This is a genomic window from Stenotrophomonas sp. GL_101, assembly GCF_057835675.1.
The window spans coordinates 103009-128293 of record NZ_CM174432.1; the positions used below are offsets into that span (position 1 = coordinate 103009).

The window sequence follows — 25285 nt, forward strand, 5'->3', positions numbered from 1 at the left end:
GGAATGTTCGGATTGCCGGGCAGAGCCCGGCATTACGTAGACGGGTCAGGCGGCGCGGCGCAGCGAGTCGGTGAGCGATTCGATGCTGGCGGCCTTGGGTTTGACCAGCCAGAACTTGCCGACGTAATCGCGGAACTCATCGAGGATCTGTTGCGCCCAGATGCTGCCGGTCAGTTCGCGGTGGCGGCTGATCAGCGTATGCAGGTGCTGGCGATGATTCTCGAAGCCCTCGGCGGAGATGCGGTGGATGTCGATCAGCTCGTGGTTGTAGCGGTCCACGAAGTCGCGGTCGATGTCCAGCACATAGGCCAGGCCACCGGTGAAGCCGGCACCGAAGTTCAGCCCCACCTTGCCGAGCACCAGCACGATGCCGTCGGTCATGTACTCGCAGCAATGGTCGCCAGCGCCTTCGATCACCGCCAGCGCGCCGGAGTTGCGCACGCCGAAGCGCTCGCCAGCGCGCCCGGCGGCAAACAGCTCGCCGCCGGTGGCGCCGTACAGGCAGGTGTTGCCGATGATCGCGGTGTTGCGCGCCTCAAAGCGCGCGCCACGCGGCGGGCGCACCACCAGCCGGCCGCCGGCCATGCCTTTGCCGACGTAGTCGTTGGCCTCGCCTTCCACTTCCAGGTTCAAGCCACCCACGTTGAACGCGCCGAAACTCTGCCCGGCGGTGCCACGGAAGCGCAGGCTCAACGGGGCATCGCTCATGCCCTGGTTGCCGTGCACGCGCGCGATGGCACCGGACAGGCGGGTGCCGATCGAACGGTCGGTGTTGTGGATCAGGAAGCGATGCTCGCCGCCCAGTTTGCCGGCAATCGCCGGGGCCAGCAGGCCGTCCATCTGCGTGGCCAGGCTGTCCGGGGATTCGTACAGGCGCTGCGCGGCACAGTGGCTGCCGGCGTAGTCGGCCGGGTGCAGCAGCCGCGACAGGTCGACCTTGACCCCGGGACGCGGCTCCACCTGCAGCTGCTGCAGCAGGTCGGTGCGGCCCACGATCTCATCCAGCGAGCGCACGCCCAGGTAGGACAGCCAACCGCGCACTTCCTCGGCCAGCAGCCGGAAGAAATTCTCCACGCGCTCGGGCAGGCCGGTGAAGTACTGCGCGCGCAGGCGCTCGTCCTGGGTGGCCACGCCGGTGGCGCAGTTGTTGAGGTGGCAGATGCGCAGGTACTTGCAGCCCAGCACGATCATCGGCGCGGTGCCGAAACCGAAGCTGTCCGCGCCCAGCAGCGCGGCCTTGATCACGTCCAGGCCGGTCTTCAGTCCGCCGTCGGTCTGCAGCAGGGTGCGCCCGCGCAGGTCGTTGGCCACCAGCGCCTGGTGCGATTCGGCCACGCCCAGTTCCCACGGCACGCCGGCATAACGGATCGAGCTGACCGGCGAGGCGCCGGTGCCGCCGTCATGGCCGGACACGGTGATCAGGTCGGCGCCGGCCTTGACCACGCCGGCAGCAATAGTGCCAACGCCGGCATGCGACACCAGCTTCACCGACACCAGTGCCTGCGGATTGACCTGCTTGAGGTCGTAGATCAGCTGGGCCAGGTCCTCGATGGAGTAGATGTCGTGGTGCGGCGGCGGCGAGATCAAGCCGATGCCCGGCTTGGCGTAGCGCAGCCGCGCGATCAGTTCGTTGACCTTGTGTCCGGGCAACTGGCCGCCTTCGCCGGGCTTGGCGCCCTGGGCCACCTTGATCTGCAGCACTTCGGCGTTGACCAGGTATTCGGCGTTGACGCCAAAGCGCCCCGAGGCCACCTGCTTGATCTTGCTGCGCTTGTTGGTGCCATAGCGCACCGGGTCTTCGCCACCTTCGCCGGAGTTGCTGCGCCCGCCAAGCTTGTTCATTGCAATCGCCAGCGCTTCATGCGCCTCGGGCGACAGCGCGCCCAGGCTGATGGCGGCGGTGTCGAAGCGGCGGAACAGGTCTTCGGCCGGGGCCACCTCGTCCAGCGGCGTGGGCGTGGGCGCGGCCTTGAGCTGTAGCAGGTCGCGCAGCGCCGACACCGGGCGGCCGTGTACGGCCTCGCAGTAACGCTGCCAGTCGGCGGCATCGCCGCTGCGCGCGGCGCGCTGCAGGGTCATGACCACGTCCGGGTTGTACATGTGGTACTCGCCGCCGTGCACGTACTTGAGCACGCCGCCCACATCCGGGCGCAGCAGGTCGTTCCAGGCGCGCACGGTCAGTTCGCGGGCTTCGTCGTCCAGGCGCGCAAAGCCCACGCCGGCCACGCGCGAGGCGGTGTCCGGGAAGCACAGGTCAACCACCTCGTCATCGAGGCCGACGATCTCAAACAACTGCGCGCCGCGGTAACTGGCCACGGTACAGATGCCCATCTTGGAGATGATCTTGGACAGGCCCTTGTAGATGCCCTTGCGGTAACGGCGGCCGATCTGCGACTGCTCGCCGCCCTTGCTCAGCTGCAGGATGCCGCGCCGGCCCAGGTCGAACAGGGTCTGGTAGGCCAGGTACGGGTATACCGCCGTGGCGCCGAAGCCGAGCAGGCACGCCATGTGGTGTGCATCGCGCGCGGTGCCGGTTTCCAGGATCAGGTTGACCTCGCAGCGCAGCCCGGCGTTGGACAGGTGGTGGTGCACCGCGCTGGTGGCCAGCAGCGCATGCACCATCGGCCGGTCGGCGACCGGGTAGCGGTCGCTCAGCAGCAGCATCACGATGCCATCGCGCGCGGCCGCCTCGGCCTCGGCGCAGATGCGCTCGATGCCGGCCTTCAGTCCTTCGTCCAGGCTGTAGGACAGGTCGATCAGGCGGTTCTTCTCGACGTACTGCTCCATCTTGATCAGCTGGCGCAGCTTGCGCTGGCTGAGTACCGGCGAGTTGAGGATGACGTGGTTCACCGTCTCCGCGCCGGCATGGAAGATGTTGGTCTCCTTGCCAAGCTGGGTGGTGAGGGACATGACGCAGTCTTCGCGCAGCGGGTCGATCGGCGGGTTGGTGACCTGCGCGAAGGCCTGGCGGAAGTAGTCGTACAGCGGCCGGCTGTGCTGGCTGAGCACGGCCATGGGGGTGTCATCGCCCATCGAGCCGGTGGCTTCCTGCTCGGTCTCGGCCAGCGGCCGCAGGATCTGCTCGACCTCTTCGGTGCTCAGCTGGAACAGCTTGTGGTAGCTGCGCAGGGTGCGCTCGTCGAACGGTTCTTCCACCAGCGACGGGTCGATCAGCTCGGTCTGCAGGTAGGTCACGCCCTGCTGCAACCACTGCTTGTACGGCGCGCGGCCACGGTTGATGCGGTCGATGGCGTCCGAATCGAGCAGGTCGCCGCGCTTGAGGTCGATGGCCATCATCTCGCCCGGGCCCAGCTTGCCCTTGCGCACTACCCGCTCGGCGGGCACTTCCCACACGCCCGCTTCGGAGGCGACCAGGAAGTGGCGGTCGGAGGTGAGCATCCAGCGCGCCGGGCGCAGGCCGTTGCGGTCCAGCGTACAGGCGGCATAGCGGCCGTCGCAGGCGACGATGCCGGCCGGTCCATCCCACGGCTCGGTGTTGAGCCCGTAGAACTCGTAGAACGCGGCCAGGTCGGGGTCCTTGAACTCCAGCGACTGGGTGGCCGGCGGTACCAGGATGCGCAGCGCCTGGATCAGCTCCATGCCGGCACTGACCATCAGCTCCAGCATGTTGTCCAGGCTCTGCGAATCGGAGCCCTTCATGGAAATCACCGGGTTGAATTCACCGATGTCGAAACGCGGCGTCTTCCACACCTTGCTGCGCGCCTGCGCCCAGCGGCGGTTGCCCTCGATGGTGTTGATCTCGCCGTTGTGGGCGAGCATGCGGAATGGGTGCGCCAGCGGCCAGCGCGGCAGCGTGTTGGTGGAAAAACGCTGGTGGAACACGATCGCGCTGGAGGCCAGGTCGTTGCGTTGCAGGTCCACGTAGAAGCGGCTCAGCTTGTCCGGCAGCACCATGCCCTTGTAGCTGATCGCATTCGGGCTGAGCGTGGTGACGTAGTAGTCGGCGTGCTCGCGCAGCTGCTGTTCGCTGCGGCGGCGGGCCAGGAACAGCGCCAGGGTGAAGGCCGCGTCGTCCTGTTCGGCACCGGCATCGACGAACACCTGTTCGATGCGCGGCAGCGTATCGCGCGCCAGCTGGCCGCACACGCTGGGGTCGGTGGGTACCTGGCGCCAGCCCACCGGGCGGCAGCCGGCATCGCGCAGCTGCTGGTCCAGCGTGTCGCGGCAGGTCTGCGCGGCGGTCTCGTCGTGGGGCAGGAACACCACGCCGGCGGCAAAGCGCGCGCCAAGGGTGAGCCCGGCTTCGCGGGCGAGCGCGTTGAGGAAGACATCCGGACGACGCAGCAGCAGGCCGCAGCCATCGCCGGTAATGCCATCGGCGGCCACGCCACCGCGGTGGGTCATGCGCGACAGCGCGGCAATGGCGGTATCCACCAGCAGTCGCGACGGCTGGTCATCGAGCTGGGCGACCATGCCGAAACCACAGGCGTCGCGCTCATCTTGCGGGTCGTAAAGCCCTTGGCGGTTGCGGGGGGCCATCTCTGCCTCAATGTCGGGTGAGCGGCGACACTCGTCCCCGCTCAATCCGTTGAGCGCATCTGGAGGCACCGGATGACCTGACTAGATCACAGTTGTTGCAACGCCGCAATACACGGTTGCAGGCGCAACCAAACCCCTTCAAAAACAGCCTGGAAGTGCCTCCCAGGCTGCCTCCAATTCAGCCGCAGCGCAGGCCGCTGATGACGCCCTTTTCGTCCACTTCGATGTTCAGCCGCTCACCGACGAACTCCATGGTGGTGGCATCGGTGGGCTTGAGCACGCGCACCTGCTGGGCAGCGGCATCCTGCTCGGCCTGCTTGCCGATCGGCTCGGCGTAGACCTGGCCGACCAGGCTCTGTACCTGGTTGGCATCGCAGCTGCCTACCGGTGGCGCTTCCAGCGCCTTGCCTGCTTCATCGGTCGGTGCAGCGGCGGCTTCGGCCGCCTTCTGCGCATGGGTACCCACCGCTTCCTGCTCGTCCATCGGCGGGGCCTGGCAGGCCGCCAGCGCGAGCAGGGTGGGAAACACGGCCACAAGGCCAAGGGAACGCCGCAGGCGGCGGAACGACAAGGACGGCATCGAGACTCCAGACATCCAACCAGGGAAACGTCGGAGGATATCGCCAAGCGTGCGCCAAGGTGTTGGCGTTGTGTTATTGACGCGGCGCCGCACCGGCAACCGGCACACTGCGCCCCCGTCTTCCTCTGTCCTGCCGATGGCCCATCGACCCGCTGCCACCCCCGAAGTTGCCGCCGCCCGCGCGGCAGGCCTGCGCTATGTCAGCGACGCCATGCCCGGCCTGCAGCGGCGCCGGGCAGGCAAGGGTTTCAGCTACCGCGATGCCGATGGCGCGCTGGTCCGGCAGGCCGCCACCCTGGCCCGGATCGGCGCGCTGGCGATTCCGCCGGCCTATACCGATGTGTGGATCTGCGCGTCGGCCAACGGCCACCTGCAGGCCACCGGCCGCGACGCACGCGGGCGCAAGCAGTACCGCTACCACGCCGACTGGGCGCGGGTGCGCGGCGATGGCAAGTTCGACCGGGTGATCGCCTTCGGCAAGGCGTTGCCGGCCCTGCGGCGGCGGCTGCGGCGCGACCTGAAGCTGCCCGGCTTCCCCCGCGACAAGGTACTCGCGATCGTGGTGGCGTTGCTATCGGACACCCTGGCGCGGGTGGGCAATGAAACCTACGTCCGACAGAACCACTCCTTCGGCCTGACCACCCTGCGCAACCGTCACCTGGCCCTGCTCAAGGGCGGTCGCGCGCAGATGCGCTTCCGCGGCAAATCCGGCCAGACCCAGGAGATCGACGTCGACGACCGCAGGCTGGTGCAGCTGATCCGGCGCTGCCAGCAGCTGCCCGGGCAGGCGCTGTTCCAGTACCGCGACGACGACGGCGCGGTGCAGCCGGTGGACTCGGGCGGGGTCAACGACTACCTGCGCGAGGCGATGGGCGAGGATTTCAGTGCCAAGGACTTCCGCACCTGGGGTGGCACCCTCGCCGCGCTGCGCCAGCTGGCGGCCACCGCATTGCCGGAAACGCCCAGCGAGCGTGCACTGGCGGCCCTGCAGAACGAGGTGGTGTGCCAGGTGGCTGCGCTGCTCGGCAATACCCCGTCGGTATGCCGCAAGGCTTACATCGACCCGTGCGTGTTCGACGCTTGGCGCGCCGGTTCACTCAGTGCGCTGGGCGGCCTGCGCGGGGAGCGCCAATGGGAGCAGGCCACGTTGAAGTTCCTCAACGCCGCGCGGCGCAGCGCCCGCAAAAAATCCGCGCGCTGAGCCAGCGCGCGGCGTCACTACGCAATCAGCCGCAGTAGAGCGCGGTGATGTTGTTGGTGCGCCCGGTTTCGATGGTCAGCTGCTCCCCGCCGCTGTGAGCGCCGGGGGTGGGATTGGCCGCGCCGCTGGCGGTCGCACCGCTTTCGGCGCGTTGCCCGCGCACCACGTTGACCTGCAGGCTGTCGCTGTCCACCCGCGCACGTTCAACCGTGGCGGCCGACGCGGCCAGACCAACCGCGCCGCGCACCATGTCTACATGGCACTGGCCGGAGATCACGCCGTCGATGGGCTGCACCTGCGCCATCGGCGTGCTGCTGCAGGCGGAAAGGGTGGCGATCGTGGCGACCGCGAACAGGGTGCGATACATGGGGTGACTCCAGCAGGTTCCGGCCTGCAGCGTGCCTCTGTGCGCGTATGCAGCGGATGAACGGCGGTCGGACAGGATCCCAAACCGCCACCGATCGGCACGACCTGCGCATGCACGGCATGCCCACATTGCGCTCACTGCCCCGTAGCCCCTGGATTGGCCACACTGCCTGTGCACCTGATTGCTTTCGCAAAGGAGCCTTCCATGGCCACCCGCAGGACCCGCAAACCCACCCCCGCCATCGCCGACACGGCGCCTGCCGCGCGCCCCGAGCGCACCCCGGTGGTCAAGACCGCCACCCGCAAGGCCGCCGCCAAGGACCCGCGCGCCGCACGCGTTGCCGCTCGCCAGCGCCGCCTCCAGGACCAGGAAAAAGCCAAGGATGTGCGAGTGGCCAAGAAGGCGGCCGTAAAAAAGCCGGCAAAGAAAGCCGCCCAGGCCGGCGCCCGCAAGCAGCCGGAGAAAATGCCCGCCCAGCACCTGGACAAGCCCGGCAACGAACACGATCTGGTGCTGGCGCCGCGCTTCCTGGCACCGCACTACCAAGGCAGCGGCAAGCTGCAGGGCAAACGCGCGATCATTACCGGGGCTGATTCGGGCATCGGCCGCGCCGTAGCGGTGCTGTTCGCGCGCGAAGGCGCGGACGTGGCGGTGCTGCACCTGGACGAAGATGCCGATGCCCAGTTGACCCGCAAACATGTCCAAGCCGAAGGGCAGCGCTGTGTAGTGATTGCCGGCGATGTGCGCGATCCCGCGTTCTGCAATCGCGCGGTCAAGCAGGTCGCCAAGGCATTCGGCGGGATCGATATCCTGGTCAACAACGCCGCCTTCCAGCTGCACTGCGAGCGCCTGGAAGACCTCGAAGACGCGCACCTGCAGGAGACCCTGCAGACCAACATCGGCGGTTACATCCAGATGGCCCGCGCGGTGCTGCCGCACCTGCAGGAAGGCGACTGCATCATCAATACCGGCTCGGAAACCGGCCTGTTCGGCAGCAAGGCGCTGATTGACTACTCGGCCACCAAGGGCGCCATCCATGCCTTCACCAAGGCGCTGGCCAGCCAATTGCTGCCGCGCGGGATCCGGGTCAATGCGGTCGCCCCAGGCCCGGTGTGGACGCCGCTGAACCCGGCCGACAAGCCGGCCCCGAACGTGGCCAGGTTCGGCCAGGACAGCGACATGGGCCGCCCGGCGCAGCCGGAGGAACTGTCGCCGGCCTACGTGTTCCTGGCCTCGCCGATCACCGCCAGCTACATCAGCGGGGTGATCCTGCCGGTGATGGGCGGGCCGCACGGCTGACCGCTGGTGCCGCCGCTGCCGCCGCCGGTTGGTAGTACCCGGCAATGGTGGGAATGAACTCCTGCGGGTTGGCGCCCACCAGGTTGGTCAGCACGATCACGGCCAGCTGCTGGTCCGGATACACGATGAAGGCCGAGCGTGCGCCGCCCATGCCGGCCACCTGCAATTGCGGTGAGCGCTGCAGTACCGGCCAGCCGGCTGCCCAGTCGCCGTCGCGGCCATTGTTCAAGGTTTCCGGCGTCCACATGGCGCGCGCGCCGGTGGCGTCGAGCAGCCGGCCCTGCAACAGCGCCAGCAGCCACTGCGCGGTCTCCTCGGCGGTGGTCAGGATGCCGCCCCCGGCCCACAGCCCCGGCGGTATGTCGTAGAACCAGTGCGACAGCCGGGGCGTGGCATCGGCCGCATCGGTGCGGCGTGGAAACCAGCTGTACATCGCGGCCGCGCCGGGGACCAGGTCATAACTGTCGCCGAAGGTGGTGCGCGACATCTGCGCCACGGCGAACTGATGCCCGGCCAGGTACTCCTCGTAGGGCATCTTCGCCTGCGCCGCGATGATTCTTGCAAGCAGCACGTAGTTGGTCTGGTTGTACATGAAGCGCTCGCCAGGCGGCGCCTCCACCGGCAGCGCGGTGACCGCCGTCCATGCGTCCTGCTCCGAGCCCCCGCCCAGCAGTCCCTGCGCATCCAGGATGTCCGGCAGCCCGGAGGTGTGCGCCAGCAACTGGCGCACCCGGATCCCGCGCCATGCCTCGGGCAGATCAGGCAGGTAACGCGACACGGGGGCCTGCAGATCGACCCTCCCGGCCTCGGCCAGTTGCATCATCGCCACCCCGGTGAAGGACTTGGTGGCCGAGTTGAGCGGGAACAGCGTATCGCGCGTGGCCGGGACATGATTTTCGACATTGGCCAGGCCCAGGCTTTCGGAAAAGACCACGCGGCCGTCCTTGACCACGGCGATCTGCAGCCCCGGAATGCGCTTGTTCTGCAGGGTCTGCTGGATGAAGGCGTGGGTTCTTGCGTTGGCATCGTCCCACCGCCCGTTGGCGCCGGCATTGCCGAACGGCACCAGCAGCGTGGCCATCAGGATCGCGGTGCATCTGGCAAAGCGCATGCAAGTGTCCCTTGGTGTATCGAGTGGAGTGAAGCGTTGGATGCGGCAGCGGGCCGAAAGGTTTAAGCCGCCCGCGACGGGCGCGTGGGCGCAGCTACCGTTCGTCGGCGGATGCCGTCCGGCACTTGACGACACGTGTAGTCACCACCACGATGGCGACACGTGTAGTCATTGGAGCGGGTCATGCGCGGTAAAACCATCGGGGACCAGGAGCTGGCCCTGCTGCAGTATGTAGCGGAACAGGGTGGGGCCACGGTAGGCGAAGTGGCGGCCGGCTTCGGCGAGGAGCGTGGGCTGGCCCGTTCGACGGTGCTGACCATGATGGAGCGCCTGCGCGGCAAGGCCTATCTGCAGCGCCAGCAGGTCCAGGGGGTGTACCGCTACGCGGCCACCAGTGGCCAGGAAAGCGTGGTGCAGGGCGCGGTCGCCAGCTTCGTGGAAAAAACCCTGCAGGGCTCGGTATCGCCGTTCGTGGCCTTCATGTCGCACAAGGCCGAGGTCAGCGACCAGGAACTGGCCGAACTGGAAGCCTTGGTGGCGCAGTTGCAATCACGCAAGCGGGAGGGCTGAGCCATGGATATGCTGATGAACGAAATGTGGGTGCGGCTGGGCTGGACCAGCCTGCAGAGCGCGGTGCTGGTGGGGGTGCTGTGGGGCGTGTGCAAGCTGTTGCCGGCCCTGCCTGCCGCCACCCGCGTGCGCCTGTGGTGGCTGGTGGCTGCGCAGGCACTGGTTGGCCTGGTCTGGAACAGCCCGCTGGAACTGGCGGTGCTGCCGGCAGCGCCGGTGCAGGCCTTCCCATTGGGCGCCGTCGCGGCAACGGACGTGGCGCTGGCCGCTGCGCCGACGGCGCTGGAGGCCGCGGTGATGACCGCACCGGCGGCCGCGCTGTGGTCGTGGCCGGCGCTGTTGCTGGCGGCCTGGATGACCGGCATCGCGGTGATGGCGTGGGGCAGCCTGCGCGGCTACCGTGCCAGCCGTGCACTGGTGCGCGGCGCAGCGGACTGCACCGACGCCTCGCTGCAGCAGGCATTGCAGCTGGCCGCAGAAGCACATGGCCTGCGCCGCGCGCCGCCGCTGAAAATCTCCGCGCAGATCCGCTCGCCGCAGTTGATCGGCCCGTGGAATCCGGTGCTGCTGCTGCCCGCGCGTGAAATGCCGGCGATGGCGGCCGACGACCTGGACATGGCGTTGACCCATGAATTGATCCACCTGCAGCGCCGCGACCTGTGGTGGGGGCTGGTGCCGGCCTTGGCCCAGCACCTGTTCTTCTTCCACCCGCTGGTGCACCTGGCCGCACGCGAATACGCGCTGGCCCGTGAGGAAGCGTGCGATGGCGCGGTGGTGGCCGGACACGGTCATTGCCGGCATGAGTACGGCCGGCTGCTGGTGCAGCTGGGCGTGGCGCCGCGTCCTGCGGCGGGTGTGGCCAGTGCCTCACCGAACTTCCGCAGCCTCAAGCGCCGCCTGCTGACCCTGCAACAGACCCGGCGCTTCCCGCGCGTGGCATCGATGGCGATCACCGCCGTGTTCGTTCTGGTCGGGGTGGCGCCGTTGCGCCTGGTCGCCGCCGATGTGCCCGCGCCGCCGGTACCGCCGCCGGCGCCCACTGCACCGGTTGCGCCGCCGCCGCCGCGTGCGCCGACCGCCCCCGCCGCGGTCACCGCGCCCTTGCCGGCCAAGGCGCCGCGTGCGCTGCCGCCGCCACCGTCACCGCCGGTTGCCCCGGCACCCCCGCAGGACGTGGCGCATGGAACCACCCTGGTGACCCATGGCACGCTGACCTTGTCCAAGGGCCCCGAGCAGGCGTTTGTGTTGATGGGCGACGGTGACAACTTCGTCGATGCCTCGATGGATGACCTCAAGCAGGCACAGCGCCATGCCAGCGGCAATCAGCACGTGCTGTGGGTGCGCCAAGGCAATTCGCGCTATCTGATCCGCGATCCGCAGCTGCTGAGCCGCATTGGCGATGCTTACCAGGCCGTGGGCAGGCTGGGCAACGCACAGGGAACCCTGGGCGACCGCCAGGCCGCCATCGGCGAGCGCATCGCCGAGCTGTCCATCCAGGGCAGCCAGGACGCTTTGGCATCGATGGACCGGGATGTGGCGGTCATGGCCAATGAGGCGGCGCGAGGGGCTGCGCAGGGTGCAGCCAGCGATGCGCAGCAGGCCGCGCAGGCCAAGGCGACGGCCGTCATGGCGCGCTACCAGGCCTCCGTTGCACGCGAGCAGGCCGAGCTGGGCAGGGAACAGGCTCGCCTGGCCCGCCAGCAGGCGGTGGCCTCGGCCCGTGCCGCGCGCGAGGTGCGGTTGACGATCAGCCAGGCCATCGCCGACGGCAAGGCGCAGCGCCTGCGCGACTGAGCAGCGGCCTGCAGCACGCTGCCTGCGAGGGGCGCAGGCAGCGTGGGGTTGCTCAACCGCAGTTGGCGCGCACGATGCGGTTCTGTTCGTCTACTTCGATGCTGAGCCGGTCTTCGCGGAAGTCCATGGTCATCGCCATGCCCGGCTTGAGCACGCGGGCGTGCTTGGCACCGCTGTCCTGTACGGCCTTCTTGATCACCGCCTCGCTGGCGGTCTGTCCGGCCAGGCCGGTGAGGGTTTCCGGGGTGCAGCGGGAGGCGCTGTCGGCACCGGCGGCGACCGGGTCCGGTGCCGGCGGGGTCGCGGTGCTCCTGGTGGGTTGGCTGCAGGCAGCCAGCGGCAATGCACAGCCAAGGGCAAGCAGAAGTGTCAGGCGCATGCGGCGATCCTCCCGGGTGAGTAGCCTGCAGTGTGGTGGCTGCGGGCTTCACGCCGCGTCAAGAGCCGCCCCGCGTGGCACGCTCAGGGCTGCTGCAGGGCCAGCGTCTCGCGCGCATGGTGTTCTTCGGCCACCAGTCGCAGCATCAGCAATGACAGCGTCACCACGTCCTGGTGGTTGTGCTCGGCGACCCGGCGCAGGTTCACCGCACTGCCACCGCGCAGGTAGTTCAACCATGCCGCCGGGGCTTCCGAGCCGGGCAGGTCGTCCTCGCGCACCACCTTCAACAACTGGCGTTCGATGGTGGCCAGCCGGCAGTTCTCCCAGGTGCCGCGGTAACGGCGCCGGGTGGGGAACAGCAGGTCGACGTGGTCCAGCGGGGTGATCGGACACCGCTGCCGGGCCAGCCGATAGCGGGTCTTCAGCAGCGGCGCGTCGTAGCAGCGGCCGTTGTAGCTGGAGAACACCGTGGTGGGCTGCAGCCAACCGGCAAACTCGCGCAGCATGGCCGTTTCGGCGGCCATGGTGGTCATCAGCAGTTGGCGGATGCGCAGGCCATCGCCCTGCTCAGGATGGGCGTGCCAGTCGGCGGCACCGATCATGAAGGCGCGGGTGCCGGTGCCGCCGGCCAGGCCGGTGGTCTCGGTGTCGAAGAACAACAGGTCCTGCGGCCGCACCTGTTCGCCCTCGCGCTTGGCAAAGGCCAGCGACAGCGGTTGGGTGGGAATGGGCTGCGCCAGGAACGATTCGATCAGGAACAGGCCCGGCGCGATTTCTTCGCCAGGGATATTGCGATCCTGGGCAGTGCCGCGTGGTTTGGCCACCGCCGCCGCCGCGCCGCGACCGCGTAAGCCCAGCAGCCGATGCAGGCCGCTGGCGTCGGGTTTGCGCAGCGGCGGCGCGGCCGCTGCCGCCGGCGCCGCACCGCCGGTGGGCTTGTGGCGGATCTCCTGTTCAACCCAGGCAAACACCGAGGCCGGCGCGGGTTGGCGGGCGTGGGCGTCGTTGGCGGCGGGGAGTGGGGAGGGGGTTGCTGGTGTGGACGAGGTGGGTGGGACGGGGCGTGCCGACCAACGGTCGGCACCTACCGGCTGGTGGTCGGCAATGGACGGGCGATCAGCAAGGGCCGGGCGCGTAAGGGCCGATGTTGTCGGCGCGCTCGCATCGCCGGCCTGCCGCCGCAGCAGGCGCAGCTTGTCCAGGCTCAGGCTCACTGCGGCACCACCTCGGCGGTGACGTGGGCGGGCAGGGCGTGTTCGTCGAACAGGTCCAGCACCTTCAACGCCAGCGCCTTGGGCATGCTGGCCTGGTCTTCCTGGCCGGCCAGCACCGGGCCCACGCAGGCCGGGCAACCGGCCTTGCAGTCGCAGCGCTGCACCAGTTCGCGCGCGCGCAGCAGCAGTTCGGCTTGCCGCAGCCACAACGGCTCGCTCAGGCCCACGCCGCCGGGGAAGTTGTCGTACAGGTACACGGTGGGCACGAACTGCTGCTGCAGTTCGATCGCGCTGGCATCGAACTCGGCACCGCGCAGCTGGCCGCGGCCGCTCTGGTCGGCCACCGCGAACCACGCACCGTCGCCGTTGCCGACCGCTTTCTGCAGGTCGCGCGCGTCGGCCATCACCGCCACCGTGGCGACGATGTGCAGCACGTAGGCCGCACCAAGGAAGCCGTCCAGCGCTTCCTGTTTGCTCTCGAACGCGGTCAGCAGCAATGCCTGCGGCAGCTGCCACCACACCGCGGTGGTGTGCAGTTCCTGGTCGGGCAGGTTGACCGGGCCATAGCCGATGTTTTCGTGGGTGTAGTAGCGGATCTTCTTGTAGCCGGCCACGCGCCGTACCACGTGCACTTCGCCATGGTGCGCGTCGCCGCGCCCGGCACCGCAGCCGTCGAAGCGGTCCAGCACCTTGAGCTTGGTGAAGTCGATGCTGTCGGTGTAGTAGTCCACGTGGGTGCGGGTGACGTAGGCCTTGCGGCCTTCCCAGTCCAGTCGCTCCACCTGGTAGGGGGTGGACTGGACCATGTGGATGGCGCCTTCGTACAGGGTCAGCGCGGCGGCGGAATAATCCACCTCGGCGATGATCTGCTGCTTGCCGTCGCTGCGGTCCACCACCACGAAGTTGCCGTCGGCCACCGAGCGCAGGCTGACCGCATTGGCCGGGTAGCTGTCGGCGATCCATTCCCAGCGGTCGCCTTCGCGATGGATCACCTCGGTTTCCGCCAGGGCTTCCAGGAACACCAGCGGGTCGATCGGGCCGAACGGGTCGTCGGCCAGGAACGGCAGCTCGAAGGCCGCGCAGCGGATGTGGTCGAACAGGATCAGCGGCTGGTCCGGGGCGATCCGCGCGTGCTCGGGCGAGGCGTCGGCGAAGAAATCCGGGTGCCGCACCACGTACTGGTCCAGCGGTTGCGAGCTGGCCACCAGCACGCCCAGTGCGGGCTGCTGGCGGCGGCCGGCGCGGCCGAAGCGCTGCCAGGTGGCCGCCACGCTGCCGGGGTAGCCGTTGAGCACCACCACGTCCAGGCTGCCGATATCCACGCCCAGTTCCAGCGCCGAGGTGCTGACGATGCCGTCGATCTGCCCGGCGCGCATGGCGCGCTCGGTCTCGCGGCGCTCGGTAGGCAGGTAGCCGCCGCGGTAGGCACGGATGCGCGCGGGCTTGCGCGGGTCGTGGTCGAAGATGTCCTTGAGGTACTTGGTCAGCACTTCCACCATCAACCGGCTCTGCGCGAAGATCAGCGTCTTCAACCCGGACTTGATCGCGATGCGGGCGATGCGGTTGCTCTGCGACCGCGCCGAGGCGCGCAGGCCGAGGTCGGCGTTGACCACCGGCGGGTTCCACAGCAGGACATGTTTCGGGCCGCTGGGCGCGCCGGACTCGGTGATGGCGGTGACCGGCGCTTCGATCAGTGCCTGCGCATGCGCCTGCGGGTTGCCGATGGTGGCCGAGCACAGGATGAACTGCGGCTCCACCCCGTAGAACGCGCAGATGCGCTTGAGCCGGCGCAGCACGTTGGTGACGTGGCTGCCGAACACGCCGCGGTAGGTGTGCACTTCGTCGATCACCACGTAGCGCAGGTTCTCGAAGAACTGCGCCCACTTGGTGTGATGGGGCAGGATCGCCTGGTGCAGCATGTCCGGGTTGGACACCACGATGTCGCCATGCAGGCGGATGGCCTGGCGCGCATCGCCGGGGGTGTCGCCATCGAAGGTGAACGCCTTGACCCCCAGGTCGCCGGCGCGGTTGAGTTCCAGCAGCTCGGCCACCTGGTCCTGGGCCAGCGCCTTGGTCGGGAACAGGTACAGCGCCTTGGCCTTGCCCTGCATGGCCGCACTCACCACCGGCAGGGTGTAGCACAGCGATTTGCCGCTGGCGGTGGGGGTGACGATGGCCACGTGTTCGCCACGCTGGGTGGCCTCCCACGCCTGCGCCTGGTGGCTGTACAGCTGTTCGATGCCGCGTGCCTTCAGGGCGGCGGCGAGTGCGGCGGGCACATCGGCCGGCATCGGCGCATAGCGGCCTTCGCGGCCGGGGAGGGTGAAGCTGCCGGTGATGCGGTCGGCGTAACGCTGCTGCAGGCGCGCGGTCAGCAGCGCGCCATTGCGCGAGGGCAGCCCGTCGGTGGTGGACAGGCGGCGCTCGGCGTCCTCGGTGCGTTTGGCGAGTTCGTAAGCCATGGGGGCGACGGTCTGCAAAGGTCGCCATGGAAACATGATTGCGTCTCAATGTTTGAGACACGCCGGCAGTGCGCGTGAATCATTCAGTGCGGCGCGCGTCCAACGAAATCTGAAGGCGCCCCCGGTATTCTTTGCAGTACGCAACCGACCAGGATGGGCAGCTGTGGCACGTGTGGCATCTCAAGCAGCAGTGTTGGCCGGCATGCTGCTGGCCGCCCACGCGCAGGCCCAGCAGCCCCCGGCAGTGGCGCCGGAACCGCCGCTCACGCCACCGGCGGGTGCGGATGAGGTGACCACGCTGGGCGAAGTGCGCGCGATCAAACCCGAGGATGAGCCGCTGGACCTGTACCGGTTCAAGAGTCCGGTGCAGGCCGAATCCAACCGTTTCAGCCGGTCCTGGAGCGAGCCGCCCACGCCCGAACAGGTGGGCATGAGCGGTGGCTACATCATGATGGGCATCGTCTACGGCATCGTCAAAACCGCGCAGGGCATCAACAAAATTACGGGTGGCCCGGACCAGATCCAGTCGGCCATCGCCCGTCCGCCGCCGCAGCTGGATGCGCAGCAGCAACGGCGTGCGCTGCAGTTCTGCGATCCGCTGGCCTGCGGCACCCCTGCGGAGAAATGAGGCGAAAGCGACCCCGCGGGCCGGTGCCCGCGATGAGCTCGGCTATCCTGCGTACTTCTTCTGTTCCGTCGATGCCATGATCCCGCGCTTACTCTGGCTTGCCGTGCTGGTTCCGTTGCCGGCGCTGGCCGTGGACATGGCCGACGACGGCAGTTGCCGCAACGGTGCATTCCCCGCCGGACAAAGCGATTTCGCCTTGGCCAAGGTCACCGGCCCGGCGCGCCTGTACCTGCTCGGCGACCTGGAGGGATGCCCAGGCAAGGGCGAGCCGGCCTGCCGCCAGCGCAGCTACGTGGTGACCGGCGATACGCTGATCACCGGGCGCGACCTGGGCAGCCATCGCTGTGTGTTCTTCCCCACTACGGCCGGTGGCAGCGCGGGTTGGGTAGACGCCCGACGCCTCGAACCGCTGCCGGTGCGCGCCGCGCCGACGCTGCCGGAGTGGGCCGGTGCCTGGCACGACGGCGACAACACGCTGCAACTGCGCGTCCGCGATGATCACCTGCAGGTAACCGGCGACGCCTACTGGCCCTCATCCACGCCCACGCCCGAGCGACCCTACGGGCCGAACTACGGCGAAATCGGGGCCAGCGCGCGGCCAGACGGTGCGTCGCTGGAGGTCGTCGATGACGCGGTGGGTGCCTGCCGGTTGCACGCGCGCTGGCTGGGCGAGTATCTGGTCGTGTCCGACAACAGCCAATGCGGCGGCGCCAACGTGCGCTTCAACGGCGTCTACCGACGCACGCCGGCGCGCTGATACCGCGCGCCGGCCACGCCCCCGCGGACGTGGCCAAGCGCCACCGGGAGCAGGCTCAGCCTGCCAGGCCGGGCGCCGGCCGCACGCGCATGTCCGCATCGAGCGCGTGCCGGCGTGCGCGCGCGGCGACAATCCCGCGCCACAGCAGCACCGCCTGGGTGATGGCCAGCAGCAGGGCCAGCAGGAACCACAGGCTGCTGGCCGCTGCAGCGACGATGCGCCCGTCATCGGCATCGGTATCCACCTGCAGGCGCAGCCCGCCCGCGTCTTCGTGGCGGTCCACGACCAGGCCCTCCAGCGCGAACGGGACGGGCGTGGCAAGGGTCGTCATCGCCTGCTCCCAACGATCCAGTACCGTGCCCGCGCGGACGCCCGGTGCATCGGCCGGTGCGTCTTCGGTATTTCCGCGCAGGTCGTGTGGCGTGGCCAGCACAACGCCGCCGCGCTGCAACGCGAGCAGCTGCGGGGCCAGTTGCTGCATCTGCAGGGCGATGGCTGCGCCTGCGTAGCGGCGGGTGGTGTCCTGCAGCGCGTTCAACTGTCCGGACGGCAGCAGCATGCTGTCGTTGCCATCTTCGGCGGCACGGCGCAGTTCACGGGCCAGCAGTGCCCAGCTGTCCAGTTCCACGTCCTGGCCCTCCACGTTGGCCGAGGCACCCAGCTGGCGCACGATATCGCGCTGCAATGCCTCGCAGTCCTGCATGCCCGCCGTGCATGCCTGTTCGACCACCTCCACCATGTGCCCCATTCCGTTGACCAGTTTTTCGCTACGGCCCTGCGCGGCAAGCGCTGCCTGCGCATACGGGTCGGAACCGGCCTGCTGCATCATGAGCATCTGCATCAATGCCGAGACGTTGTCTTCGCGTGCGCTGACATAGTCGCCCCGGTACAACGACAGCCAGGCGGCCGGCATCTGCAGTGCGGGCAAGGCGACCGGCTGCCCGCCCCAGCGGATGCGGCTGCAATCGGGCAGCACGACGGCAACATCGAGGTCCTGCAGATCGGTCAACGCCAGCTCGCACTGTCCCTGGCCACGCAGCTTGACCCGGTCGCCACTGCGGGGCGGCCGTTGCACCAGCGCGGCGGGGGTCGTATCGCTGCGGGTCTCTCCTCCGCGCAGCCCCTGCCAGGCCAGCGACAGATCCCTGCCGATGCCATCGCTGCACAGCACGGCGACCAGCAAGGCCAGCAGTGCAATGATCAGCAGGATGAGGTGGTGGCCCCAGCGCCGTGCCGGGAAGCGGCGCGCTTCATCGGCCTGCGACCAGTCCCTGCCCATGGCAAGCACCTGGCCATCGGAGGCGATGATGTCCATCTGCACCGGCTGCCCAAGTGGCAGACGGCCCGAGCGCTGCCAGTGCGCAGGCGGATGTACCTGCAGGGCATCACCGAGGAAATAATGGTGGTTGCGCAATGCCGCGTTGACCGGGTTGGGCAGCTCGACCTGGCGCAGGTGTCCCTGCACCCGGTTCACCGCCACCGGCTGCGCCACCGCAGACGCACGCCGCCATTCCCACCACACCGCCAACCCGGCCACGCACAACGCCCCCAACAGGATCGGCAGCCGTGCACCGCCGAGGTCGGCCACGGCCGCCAGCAGCATCAGGCCGAACGCCAGCACCCACAGGCCAGCGACCACCAGGCCGCGTGAGCCGGGCTGGCGCAGCGCGGCTTCCTCGGCCGTTTCCTGGCGCTGTTGCAGCACTTGCACCGGCGATGCGGGCGCGTGCAATTCCGGCTGTGGCGCGGTATCGCCGTCGCTGGCAGGCAGCGGTGGCGGCAGGTCCGGGTCGTCGCCCGCCGCTGCGCCCTGCTGCAGGCTGCGCGCACGGCCCTGGACGATAGTGAAGCCATTGAGCCGCACCACGATGGCCTGCTTGGCGCTCAGCACCACTTCCGCATCGTTGTGCTCCTGCAGGAATGCCAGGGCGTCATACGGCAATACCACGTCCACATTGCCGAGCGTGTCGTGCAGGGTTTCCGAACCGTTGACGTCCAGACCGTGGCGGCTGAACCCGCCCTGCAACGCGTGGACCTGCTCACCCCAGGCCAGCCCGCCGGCGATGCGCAGCGGCTCCAGCGCCAGGGTTTCGTCGGGTGTGAGCGTACGCAGCACCGGTGTCTGGCGCAGCTGTGCCAACGCATCGGCGTTGTCGCCGCGGCGCGATTTGTAGGCCAGGAAGCTGAAGAGCGCCACCCCCAGCAGCAACACCTTGACGATGATCCAGAACGTCATCGCATGACCCCGACAGAGCGGTAAGCGGGCCGGGACGGTTCAAGCAGAAGCAGGTCGTGCAAGGCGCAGGACATCCTGTCGGTCATGGCTCCCTCCAATGGAGCAACGGATACGGCGGCAAGTCTGCCCGCACCGGCCCGCCTCTGCAACGCGCGCCTGCACAGGCTGCAGTCACCTCAGCTGCCGCCGCGCTGCGCCCGGCGTCGTTCCAGCCACCACATCAGCCCGGCCACCAGAACGAACCCGAGCAGCCAGGGCCAGCGCGGGCCGGGCGCGGCGATGTGGCCTGCCAGCGGGGTGCTGCCGGCGGCAGCCACGAGCAGGGCCGTTGCATCGCGCATCTGTTGGCGGTACATGGCGCGTGCCTTGTCCGGGTCGAATACGTAGAACGCCTGCATGCCATCGCCGCGCTGTACCGCGTGCCAGCCCGGCTGCTGCGGCCAGTAGCCGGCACACCGCGCCGTGCCGGTGGCAGGATCGATGCGCAGCGCAACGCGTCCACCGTCGGGCGCGCGCACCGGGGCGGTGTCGGCCACGCCACACAGGGTGACGCGCTCACCGGCCCAGGGGGTGGCGCTGCCGATGCGGAGCTCGGCGCTTGCCGGCAGCGGGCGCGCCAGCGTCGCCAGTACCCCGCTCCACAGTTCGGCGTGGCGATCACTGCGGCCGGACAGCACCAGCCGGTAGCTGTCGGTGACCGGCAGCAGGGCCAGGCGGCCCTGGCCGACGGTGTGCCACGCGCCCACCGGCCGCGCGTTGGCGTCATGCAGCAGCGCGGTCGCGTCGGCAGCGTGCAGGGTGAGCTGTTCCAGCGCGGGCAGGGCACTGCCTTGCGAAGCGTTGTCTGCCTCGTCGATGTAGGCGGTGGCGTGGCTGGCCGGACGCTGCGGTCCGCGCCGCGCCTGCAGCAGCGGTGCCTCGGGATCGCCCGGCAACGCCAAGGGTGCGCCCTGGCCGTTACCGGTCAGCGCCAACCCCCACCCACGCAGGGTCTGGCGTGTGCTATCGCCGAGCGGCCCGCTGCTGCGCACCAATACGCCCAGTCCTGCGCGCAGCGCCTGCTGCACCGCGCTGCGCTGGGGGGCACCGAGCGCGGCGAGGCTGCGCTCATCCAGGATCAGCACATCGGTCTGCGCCAGTCGTGCCGCCGTCAGTGACAGCGGGGGATCGCCGAGCGACAGCCCGCCCCCGGCACTGGCCTGCGCATGTACGTCCAGGCCGGTATCGACCGCCCAGCGGCGCAGGTATTTCAGTTCCGGACCGGGTGCGCCAGCCAGGATCAGCACGCGCGGCGGCGGCTGGTCGAGGGTCTGCAGCGGCACCGGAACGGTATCGACCACGTGCTGGCCGGCGTCGAGCAGGCGCAGGCTGAATTCGCTGCGGCCGCTGGCACGTGCCACCCCGTCCAGATGAAGGCTGCCATCGCTGGCAAGCGCGCGGCGGTCAACCACCTGGCCGGCGGGATCGAGCAGCTCGGCGCTGGCCCCTTCAACGCCCTGCGCGCGCGCGTAGACCTGGAACACCGCACCGGGCGCGGTGATCAGCGGTGGCTGCAGGGCGACCCAGCCGCGCGGGGGAGCCGGTAGCACCGGTTGCACCTGCGCAGGCAAGGCGCCCTCGCGATCGCGCGCGGGCAGGCCATCGCCGATCACGCGCAGCGTACGCGTGCCCGGGTGCTGGCGCAGCGCGGTGGCGAGGTCGGGCGTGGTCATGCGCCCGCTGCGGGGAGGGGCCTCGGGCAGGGCGAGCGTGCTGCGGTCATCGGCCGCTGCCGCTGCGGCGTTGTCGGCGCCAGCGCTGAGCACGGTCAGCGTGTGGGCCGCCACCTGCGTGGGCGGCGGTACCAGCACCAGATAGAGCAGGGCTGCGCTGGCGATCTGCAGCACCAGCACTGCGGTCAGCGCCGCGCCGCTGCGCCGCGGTTGGCGACGGTGCTGCCAGAGCAGCCGTGCGCTGCCCACCAGGACGATGGCAAGCAGGGCCAACGCGATCCAGCGCGGTTCGGTCATGGCGTGCCCTCCAGTGCGTCCAGCCAGGCCTGGCCCATGCGGTCGGGCGCAGCGCGGCGTGCGATCTGTGGCGACGGCCGCAGCAGGGCGCGCCACAGCTGCGCACGCAGCGTGTGCCGGCAGTCGCCGCAGCCCGGGGCGATGCGCAGTTCCTCGATGGCCGCGGCCAGGCTGAGCGGATCGGAAAGGCGCGCTTGGTTGCGGCGCAGCCACTGGGTCATGGCATCGAGGTCGGGCGCGCTGTCAGCGGAGCCCAACTGCTGCCAGACCCTCACCATGGCCGGGTCCGGGCTCTCCACTGCCGAGAGTGTCAGCGTGCGGCTGGCCAGGTCGGTACGCACGCCGCCGAGGCGGCGGCTCTCATCGATCGGCGGCAGTTCCGGGCCGACCCGCGCCAGATAGATGCGCTCGGCCTGCTGCACCTGCTTGATGAACGCCAGTGCCTTGTTGGCGTGGGGCAGGGCCGCTTCCGGCCGGCCCTGGCGCAGCTCGCCTTCGGAGGACCACATCTGGTCCAGCGCGGCCTTCAGCGTGGCGCGGGTCTGCGGGTCGAGCAGGGTGGCCGCTTCGGCATGGTCGTGGGTATGGCCGTACTCGGACAGCACGTCGGTGGCGCTGCCGAACACCGGCGTGGTTTCCGGCTTGGCCGCGGCGTGATCGTGATCGTCGTGGCCGGCCTGCGCGTGATCCTCGCCCCCCGCGTGGTCGTCGTCGTGATCGTGTGCGGCGGGTGCGTCGCTGGTGGGCAAGGCATCGCTGGTCGGCGGTGGCCGGGCGGCCCCTTCGCTCTCTTCGCCAAGGAACTGGCCATAGCGCAGGCGCAGGATGCGCTGGTCCACGCCGATCGCATCGGCACGTTTGACGAACTCCTCCGGCGGGAGTTGCCTGCGCTGTTTGATCAAGGCCTCGGCGTCGATGATGATCTGGCGCTGGCTGCGGAAATACGCCGGCAGGGTCTTCTTGACCATGCCTTCCAGTTCGGCACCCTGTACCTGTTCGGTGCTGGGCAGGCGCAGGATCACGCTGGTGCTCTGTGCGGTCTGCGGGGTGGGTGCGCGGTGGTCGCGGACCTGCAGCTGCGCGATCACATCGTTGCCCGGTCCAGCGCCCAGGGCCGCCAGGTCCAGCGTGCGGCTGAAGCGACGCTGGGTGGCAGGGCCGCTGCCGGCCAGGGTGAAGGTCTGTTCGCGGAAGGTGATGTTCTCGCCGCTGCCTTGGGCCAGGGTGATCTTCAGCTGCGCATCGGCGGCCACGCCATGGTCGTCGCTGGCCTCGAACTGCAGGGCCCACTGGCGCTGCCCGGGCGTACCCAGCACCAGGGTGCGGTCCGGGGCGATCACCCGCACGCTGGGCGGTTGGTCCGGCACGACATCGAGCCGGTACAGGCGTTGTTCGCGCAGCGCCGGCTCGGTGACCACGCGGTACAGCGTGGCGCGGTCGGCGCGCCATGCGCCGGTCCACTGCCCGCCCTCGCGTTGCAGGGCGATACGTTGCCCGTCGTGCAGCTGCAGCGCGACCTGGGTGGGTTGGGCGGAGAAACGCAGCGACCACGTCAGCTCGCTGCCCTGCGCGACCTTGGCATCCAGCGTGCTCTGCACGCGCGCGGGCTGGCCGGTGTAGGCCGGTGCGGTGATCGCCAGGCGCGTGGCAAGCAGACGTGGCGGCAGCGTGGCGGTGGCCGCCGGTGCCGCGCCGGGCGGGGGCGCGGCAAGGCGGTCGCCGGCACGTGGCCAGCCCAGCGCCAGCAGCGTCACCGCCAGCGCGGTACTCCAGGCCAGCAGCAACATCCGGCGCGGCCACGGTGGCCGCAGCTCGGGGACCTGCGCCTGCAGCAGGGCGGCGACACGCGCGTGCTGGCGCTGCTGCAGTGGCGTGAGCGCAGCGGAGTCTGCGAACAGCAGGTCCGCGCTGTCCTGCAGCGAAGGATGGGTATCGAGCTGGCGTACCAGCCAGCGCCGGTCCAGCTGTCGCGCGCGCCAGGTAGCCAGCGTCACCGCCGCCAGCAGGGTCACCAGCAGCACCGCCGTGGCGATGTCCCACCCGCCCAGACGCAATGCCAGTGCGGTTGCCGTCAGGGCAAGCGGTACACCGACCAGCACGCTGGCCCACCAGCGGCGTCGGCGCGCGCGCTGCCATGCGCGTTGCAGCGTGGCGATCATGCGTGTGCCCCGCGCCGGGACGACGTTGCCAGCCAGCGCTCCAGCGCGAACAGCAGCACGATCAAACCGAGCAGCCACGGGGCAAGGTCGAGCGGTTGTGCTGCGGGGGCGTCGGCCCCCAGCAACGGGGCATGCGCGGCGGCGGCCGCCAGCTGTGGCACGGCCCCGGGTTGGACAATCCCAAGCAGGCGTCGCGGGAAATCCGCGTCCTGCAGGATCGGCAGCGTCGCCGGCGACAGTGCGGCGCTGAACCGTAGCAGCCGACCGTGGCCGACCCGCTGTTCGCTCAGTACCGCCCGCCCGTGCGCATCCCGCAGCACCACGGTTGCCGTGGCGTCCGTGCCCGCTGCCGGCGCGCCGAGCAGCGTACCGCCGTCGGCCAGCCAGGCCTGCCATGTTGGAGGCAGCGGGGCGGCAGACAGCCATACGCCGATCTCGCCCTCGGCAGGTACGCGTGCGGTGGCAAGCGGCAGCGGCTGGCCGGTCCACGCCCGCTGCAACGCAGCGAGGACGCGCTGGGCCGGCGCATCGGCCGGTGCCCCCACCTGCAGGCGTGGCGCCTTGGCCGGCGGCTGCGCGTGCGGCGCGGCCACCGCGATGGGGCGCCACTGCACGCTGCGCGACAGGCGCGGGCGCTGTGCGTCCAGGCCCGGCAGGGGGTCGGGCACGTACACGGTCAGCGGCGCGCCGGCCGGAAGCTGCTGGTCCAGCTCGCGCAGCAGGCTGGACAGCGGCGCGCCCGTGGCCGGTGTGGGGGTGTCCAGCGCGGGAAAGCCCGGTGCCAGCCAGCGCCACGCGGCATCGGGGTGTTGTGCACGCAGCGCCAGGACCTCCAGCCCGGGCACCACGGCGACCACCGCGCGTGTATCCGCGGCCGTGCCCTGCAGCATCGGCCGTGCCAGTAACAGCGCCAGCGCGGCCAGCAACACCAGGCGGACCAGCAGCAGTGGCCATTCGTCCAGGCGGATGCGTTGGCGCGGCCGCACCTTGGCCCGCAACCAGCGCAACGCGGCAAATTCCAGGGGGGCGTATTGATGGCGGCGTGCCAGGTGCACCAGCAGCGGCACCAGCCATGCGGCCAGGGCCACCAATCCCAACGGAAACAGCAGCGTCAGGTTCATGGGCGAAGACCACGGCCAAACAACTGCTGCAGCGGAGCATCCAGCGGCTGGTCCAGGTAGGACGTCGTGTGCGGGATGCCAGCGCTGTGCAGGCGGGCCTGCAGGCCACGTTGTGCTTCGGCGAAGCGTGCCAGGTAGTCCGCGCGGATCGCCCGGCCATCGCCCAGCAGCGCTTCGCCGCTTTCCGGGTCGCGGAACAGATGCCCGTCGGTGAACGGGAAATCGCGTTCTTCGGCGCTCAGCACCTGGATCTGCAGTACCTCCCGACGCGCCGCCGCCAGACGTTGCAGCAGCACCACGCCGGTCTCATCGAACCCATCGCCAACGGCGACCAGCAGATCACCGGCGTGCACGCGCTCCCACACCGGTCGCAGCCGTTCGCTGGCCGGCCACGCCCCGCGCGCGTGCAGCTGGCGCAGCAGCAGGTGCACGCGGTCGCGCTGGCGTGGGCCGGTGCCTGCCGGTACCACCTGCACGCCGTCGCCATTGACGGCGATCACCCCGAAGCGATCGGTCTGCTGCAGGGCCAGTTCGACCAGGCAGGCGGCCAGCGCGCAGGCGTGGTCCAGCCGCGACCAGTCCGGGCGCGCGCGATCGGCCTGGCGCGCCGAGGCGCTGGCGTCGATCAGGATCCACAGCGTGACCGGGCTTTCGCGTTCGGATTCACGCACGAAGAAGCGGTCCGAGCGCGCATACAGCTTCCAGTCGATCTGGCGCAGTTCGTCGCCGGGCTCGTAGGCACGGTACTGCGCGAATTCCAGGCCGGCACCGCGGCTGCGGCTGGCGTGCTGGCCGATGCCGTGCGCGCCCTGGGCACGGCGCGGCAGCAGGCGCAACGCCTTCAGGCGACTGCGCACGTCGGCGGGGATGGCAATGGGTGCGCTCGGCGACACGTGCG

Annotated in this window: 18 protein-coding genes; 6 read left to right on the forward strand and 12 right to left on the reverse strand. The window is 69.7% G+C overall.

Annotated elements, in window-relative coordinates; genetic code table 11:
• Positions 1 to 45 precede the first annotated feature (45 nt).
• Positions 46 to 4500, reverse strand: coding sequence for a glutamate synthase large subunit (gene gltB / locus AC3IR9_RS00445; RefSeq protein ID WP_489293294.1), 4455 nt, complete (start codon positions 4498 to 4500; stop codon positions 46 to 48).
• Between the two features lie 178 nt (positions 4501 to 4678).
• Positions 4679 to 5080 carry an I78 family peptidase inhibitor gene (locus tag AC3IR9_RS00450; RefSeq protein ID WP_489293296.1) on the reverse strand — a complete coding sequence of 134 codons (402 nt, stop codon included), beginning with the start codon at positions 5078 to 5080 and terminating at the stop codon, positions 4679 to 4681.
• 136 nt (positions 5081 to 5216) lie between these two features.
• On the opposite strand from AC3IR9_RS00450, the gene AC3IR9_RS00455 reads away from it, so the two are divergent.
• A complete protein-coding gene (locus AC3IR9_RS00455) occupies positions 5217 to 6281 on the forward strand; it encodes a DNA topoisomerase IB (protein WP_489293297.1) in 1065 nt (354 codons plus the stop codon).
• A gap of 25 nt (positions 6282 to 6306) precedes the next feature.
• On the opposite strand, the gene AC3IR9_RS00460 is transcribed toward AC3IR9_RS00455, so the two are convergent.
• Positions 6307 to 6648, reverse strand: coding sequence for a hypothetical protein (locus AC3IR9_RS00460; protein ID WP_489293299.1), 342 nt, complete (start codon positions 6646 to 6648; stop codon positions 6307 to 6309).
• A gap of 204 nt (positions 6649 to 6852) precedes the next feature.
• Here AC3IR9_RS00460 and AC3IR9_RS00465 point away from each other — a divergent pair, with 204 nt between their 5' ends.
• Positions 6853 to 7947, forward strand: coding sequence for an SDR family oxidoreductase (locus AC3IR9_RS00465; protein WP_489293300.1), 1095 nt, complete (start codon positions 6853 to 6855; stop codon positions 7945 to 7947).
• On the opposite strand, the gene AC3IR9_RS00470 is transcribed toward AC3IR9_RS00465, so the two are convergent.
• On the reverse strand, positions 7904 to 9058 hold the full coding sequence (locus tag AC3IR9_RS00470) for a serine hydrolase domain-containing protein (protein ID WP_489293301.1): 1155 nt from the start codon (positions 9056 to 9058) through the stop codon (positions 7904 to 7906). The two genes, AC3IR9_RS00465 and AC3IR9_RS00470, sit on opposite strands and share 44 nt — an antisense overlap.
• 183 nt (positions 9059 to 9241) lie before the next feature.
• Here AC3IR9_RS00470 and AC3IR9_RS00475 point away from each other — a divergent pair, with 183 nt between their 5' ends.
• Entirely contained in the window at positions 9242 to 9628 is a 387-nt protein-coding gene (locus AC3IR9_RS00475) for a BlaI/MecI/CopY family transcriptional regulator (RefSeq protein ID WP_489293302.1), read from the forward strand.
• 15 nt (positions 9629 to 9643) lie between these two features.
• Positions 9644 to 11422, forward strand: a complete 1779-nt coding sequence (locus AC3IR9_RS00480; protein WP_489293304.1) for a M56 family metallopeptidase — start codon at positions 9644 to 9646, stop codon at positions 11420 to 11422.
• Between the two features lie 52 nt (positions 11423 to 11474).
• Here the strand turns inward: AC3IR9_RS00480 and AC3IR9_RS00485 are convergent, their stop codons facing one another.
• From AC3IR9_RS00485 to AC3IR9_RS00495, 3 genes are all read right to left on the reverse strand, one after another.
• Complete coding sequence (locus AC3IR9_RS00485) at positions 11475 to 11801, reverse strand: I78 family peptidase inhibitor (protein ID WP_489293306.1); 327 nt, start codon at positions 11799 to 11801, stop codon at positions 11475 to 11477.
• A gap of 83 nt (positions 11802 to 11884) precedes the next feature.
• The gene (locus AC3IR9_RS00490; protein WP_489293308.1) at positions 11885 to 13015 is read right to left on the reverse strand and encodes a ribonuclease H-like domain-containing protein; all 1131 of its coding nucleotides are present in this window, start codon (positions 13013 to 13015) and stop codon (positions 11885 to 11887) included.
• Positions 13012 to 15477: a DEAD/DEAH box helicase gene (locus tag AC3IR9_RS00495; RefSeq protein WP_489293309.1), complete on the reverse strand. Its 2466-nt coding sequence runs from the start codon at positions 15475 to 15477 to the stop codon at positions 13012 to 13014. Before AC3IR9_RS00495 ends, AC3IR9_RS00490 begins: the two co-directional genes overlap by 4 nt.
• A 202-nt stretch (positions 15478 to 15679) precedes the next feature.
• Here AC3IR9_RS00495 and AC3IR9_RS00500 point away from each other — a divergent pair, with 202 nt between their 5' ends.
• The gene (locus AC3IR9_RS00500; RefSeq protein WP_489293311.1) at positions 15680 to 16105 is read left to right on the forward strand and encodes a hypothetical protein; all 426 of its coding nucleotides are present in this window, start codon (positions 15680 to 15682) and stop codon (positions 16103 to 16105) included.
• A 76-nt stretch (positions 16106 to 16181) separates the two neighbouring features.
• Complete coding sequence (locus tag AC3IR9_RS00505) at positions 16182 to 16862, forward strand: hypothetical protein (RefSeq protein WP_489293312.1); 681 nt, start codon at positions 16182 to 16184, stop codon at positions 16860 to 16862.
• 55 nt (positions 16863 to 16917) lie between these two features.
• On the opposite strand, the gene AC3IR9_RS00510 is transcribed toward AC3IR9_RS00505, so the two are convergent.
• The 5 genes from AC3IR9_RS00510 to AC3IR9_RS00530 form a co-directional block, all read right to left on the reverse strand.
• The gene (locus AC3IR9_RS00510; protein ID WP_489293313.1) at positions 16918 to 19098 is read right to left on the reverse strand and encodes an IgaA/UmoB family intracellular growth attenuator; all 2181 of its coding nucleotides are present in this window, start codon (positions 19096 to 19098) and stop codon (positions 16918 to 16920) included.
• 176 nt (positions 19099 to 19274) lie between these two features.
• On the reverse strand, positions 19275 to 21107 hold the full coding sequence (locus AC3IR9_RS00515; protein ID WP_489293315.1) for a hypothetical protein: 1833 nt from the start codon (positions 21105 to 21107) through the stop codon (positions 19275 to 19277).
• Complete coding sequence (locus AC3IR9_RS00520; protein ID WP_489295944.1) at positions 21104 to 23263, reverse strand: hypothetical protein; 2160 nt, start codon at positions 23261 to 23263, stop codon at positions 21104 to 21106. The genes AC3IR9_RS00515 and AC3IR9_RS00520 overlap by 4 nt, the downstream gene beginning before the upstream one ends.
• Complete coding sequence (locus tag AC3IR9_RS00525; protein ID WP_489293316.1) at positions 23263 to 24387, reverse strand: BatA domain-containing protein; 1125 nt, start codon at positions 24385 to 24387, stop codon at positions 23263 to 23265. Before AC3IR9_RS00525 ends, AC3IR9_RS00520 begins: the two co-directional genes overlap by 1 nt.
• A complete protein-coding gene (locus AC3IR9_RS00530; RefSeq protein ID WP_489293318.1) occupies positions 24384 to 25280 on the reverse strand; it encodes a DUF58 domain-containing protein in 897 nt (298 codons plus the stop codon). The genes AC3IR9_RS00525 and AC3IR9_RS00530 overlap by 4 nt, the downstream gene beginning before the upstream one ends.
• Positions 25281 to 25285: the final 5 nt, after the last annotated feature.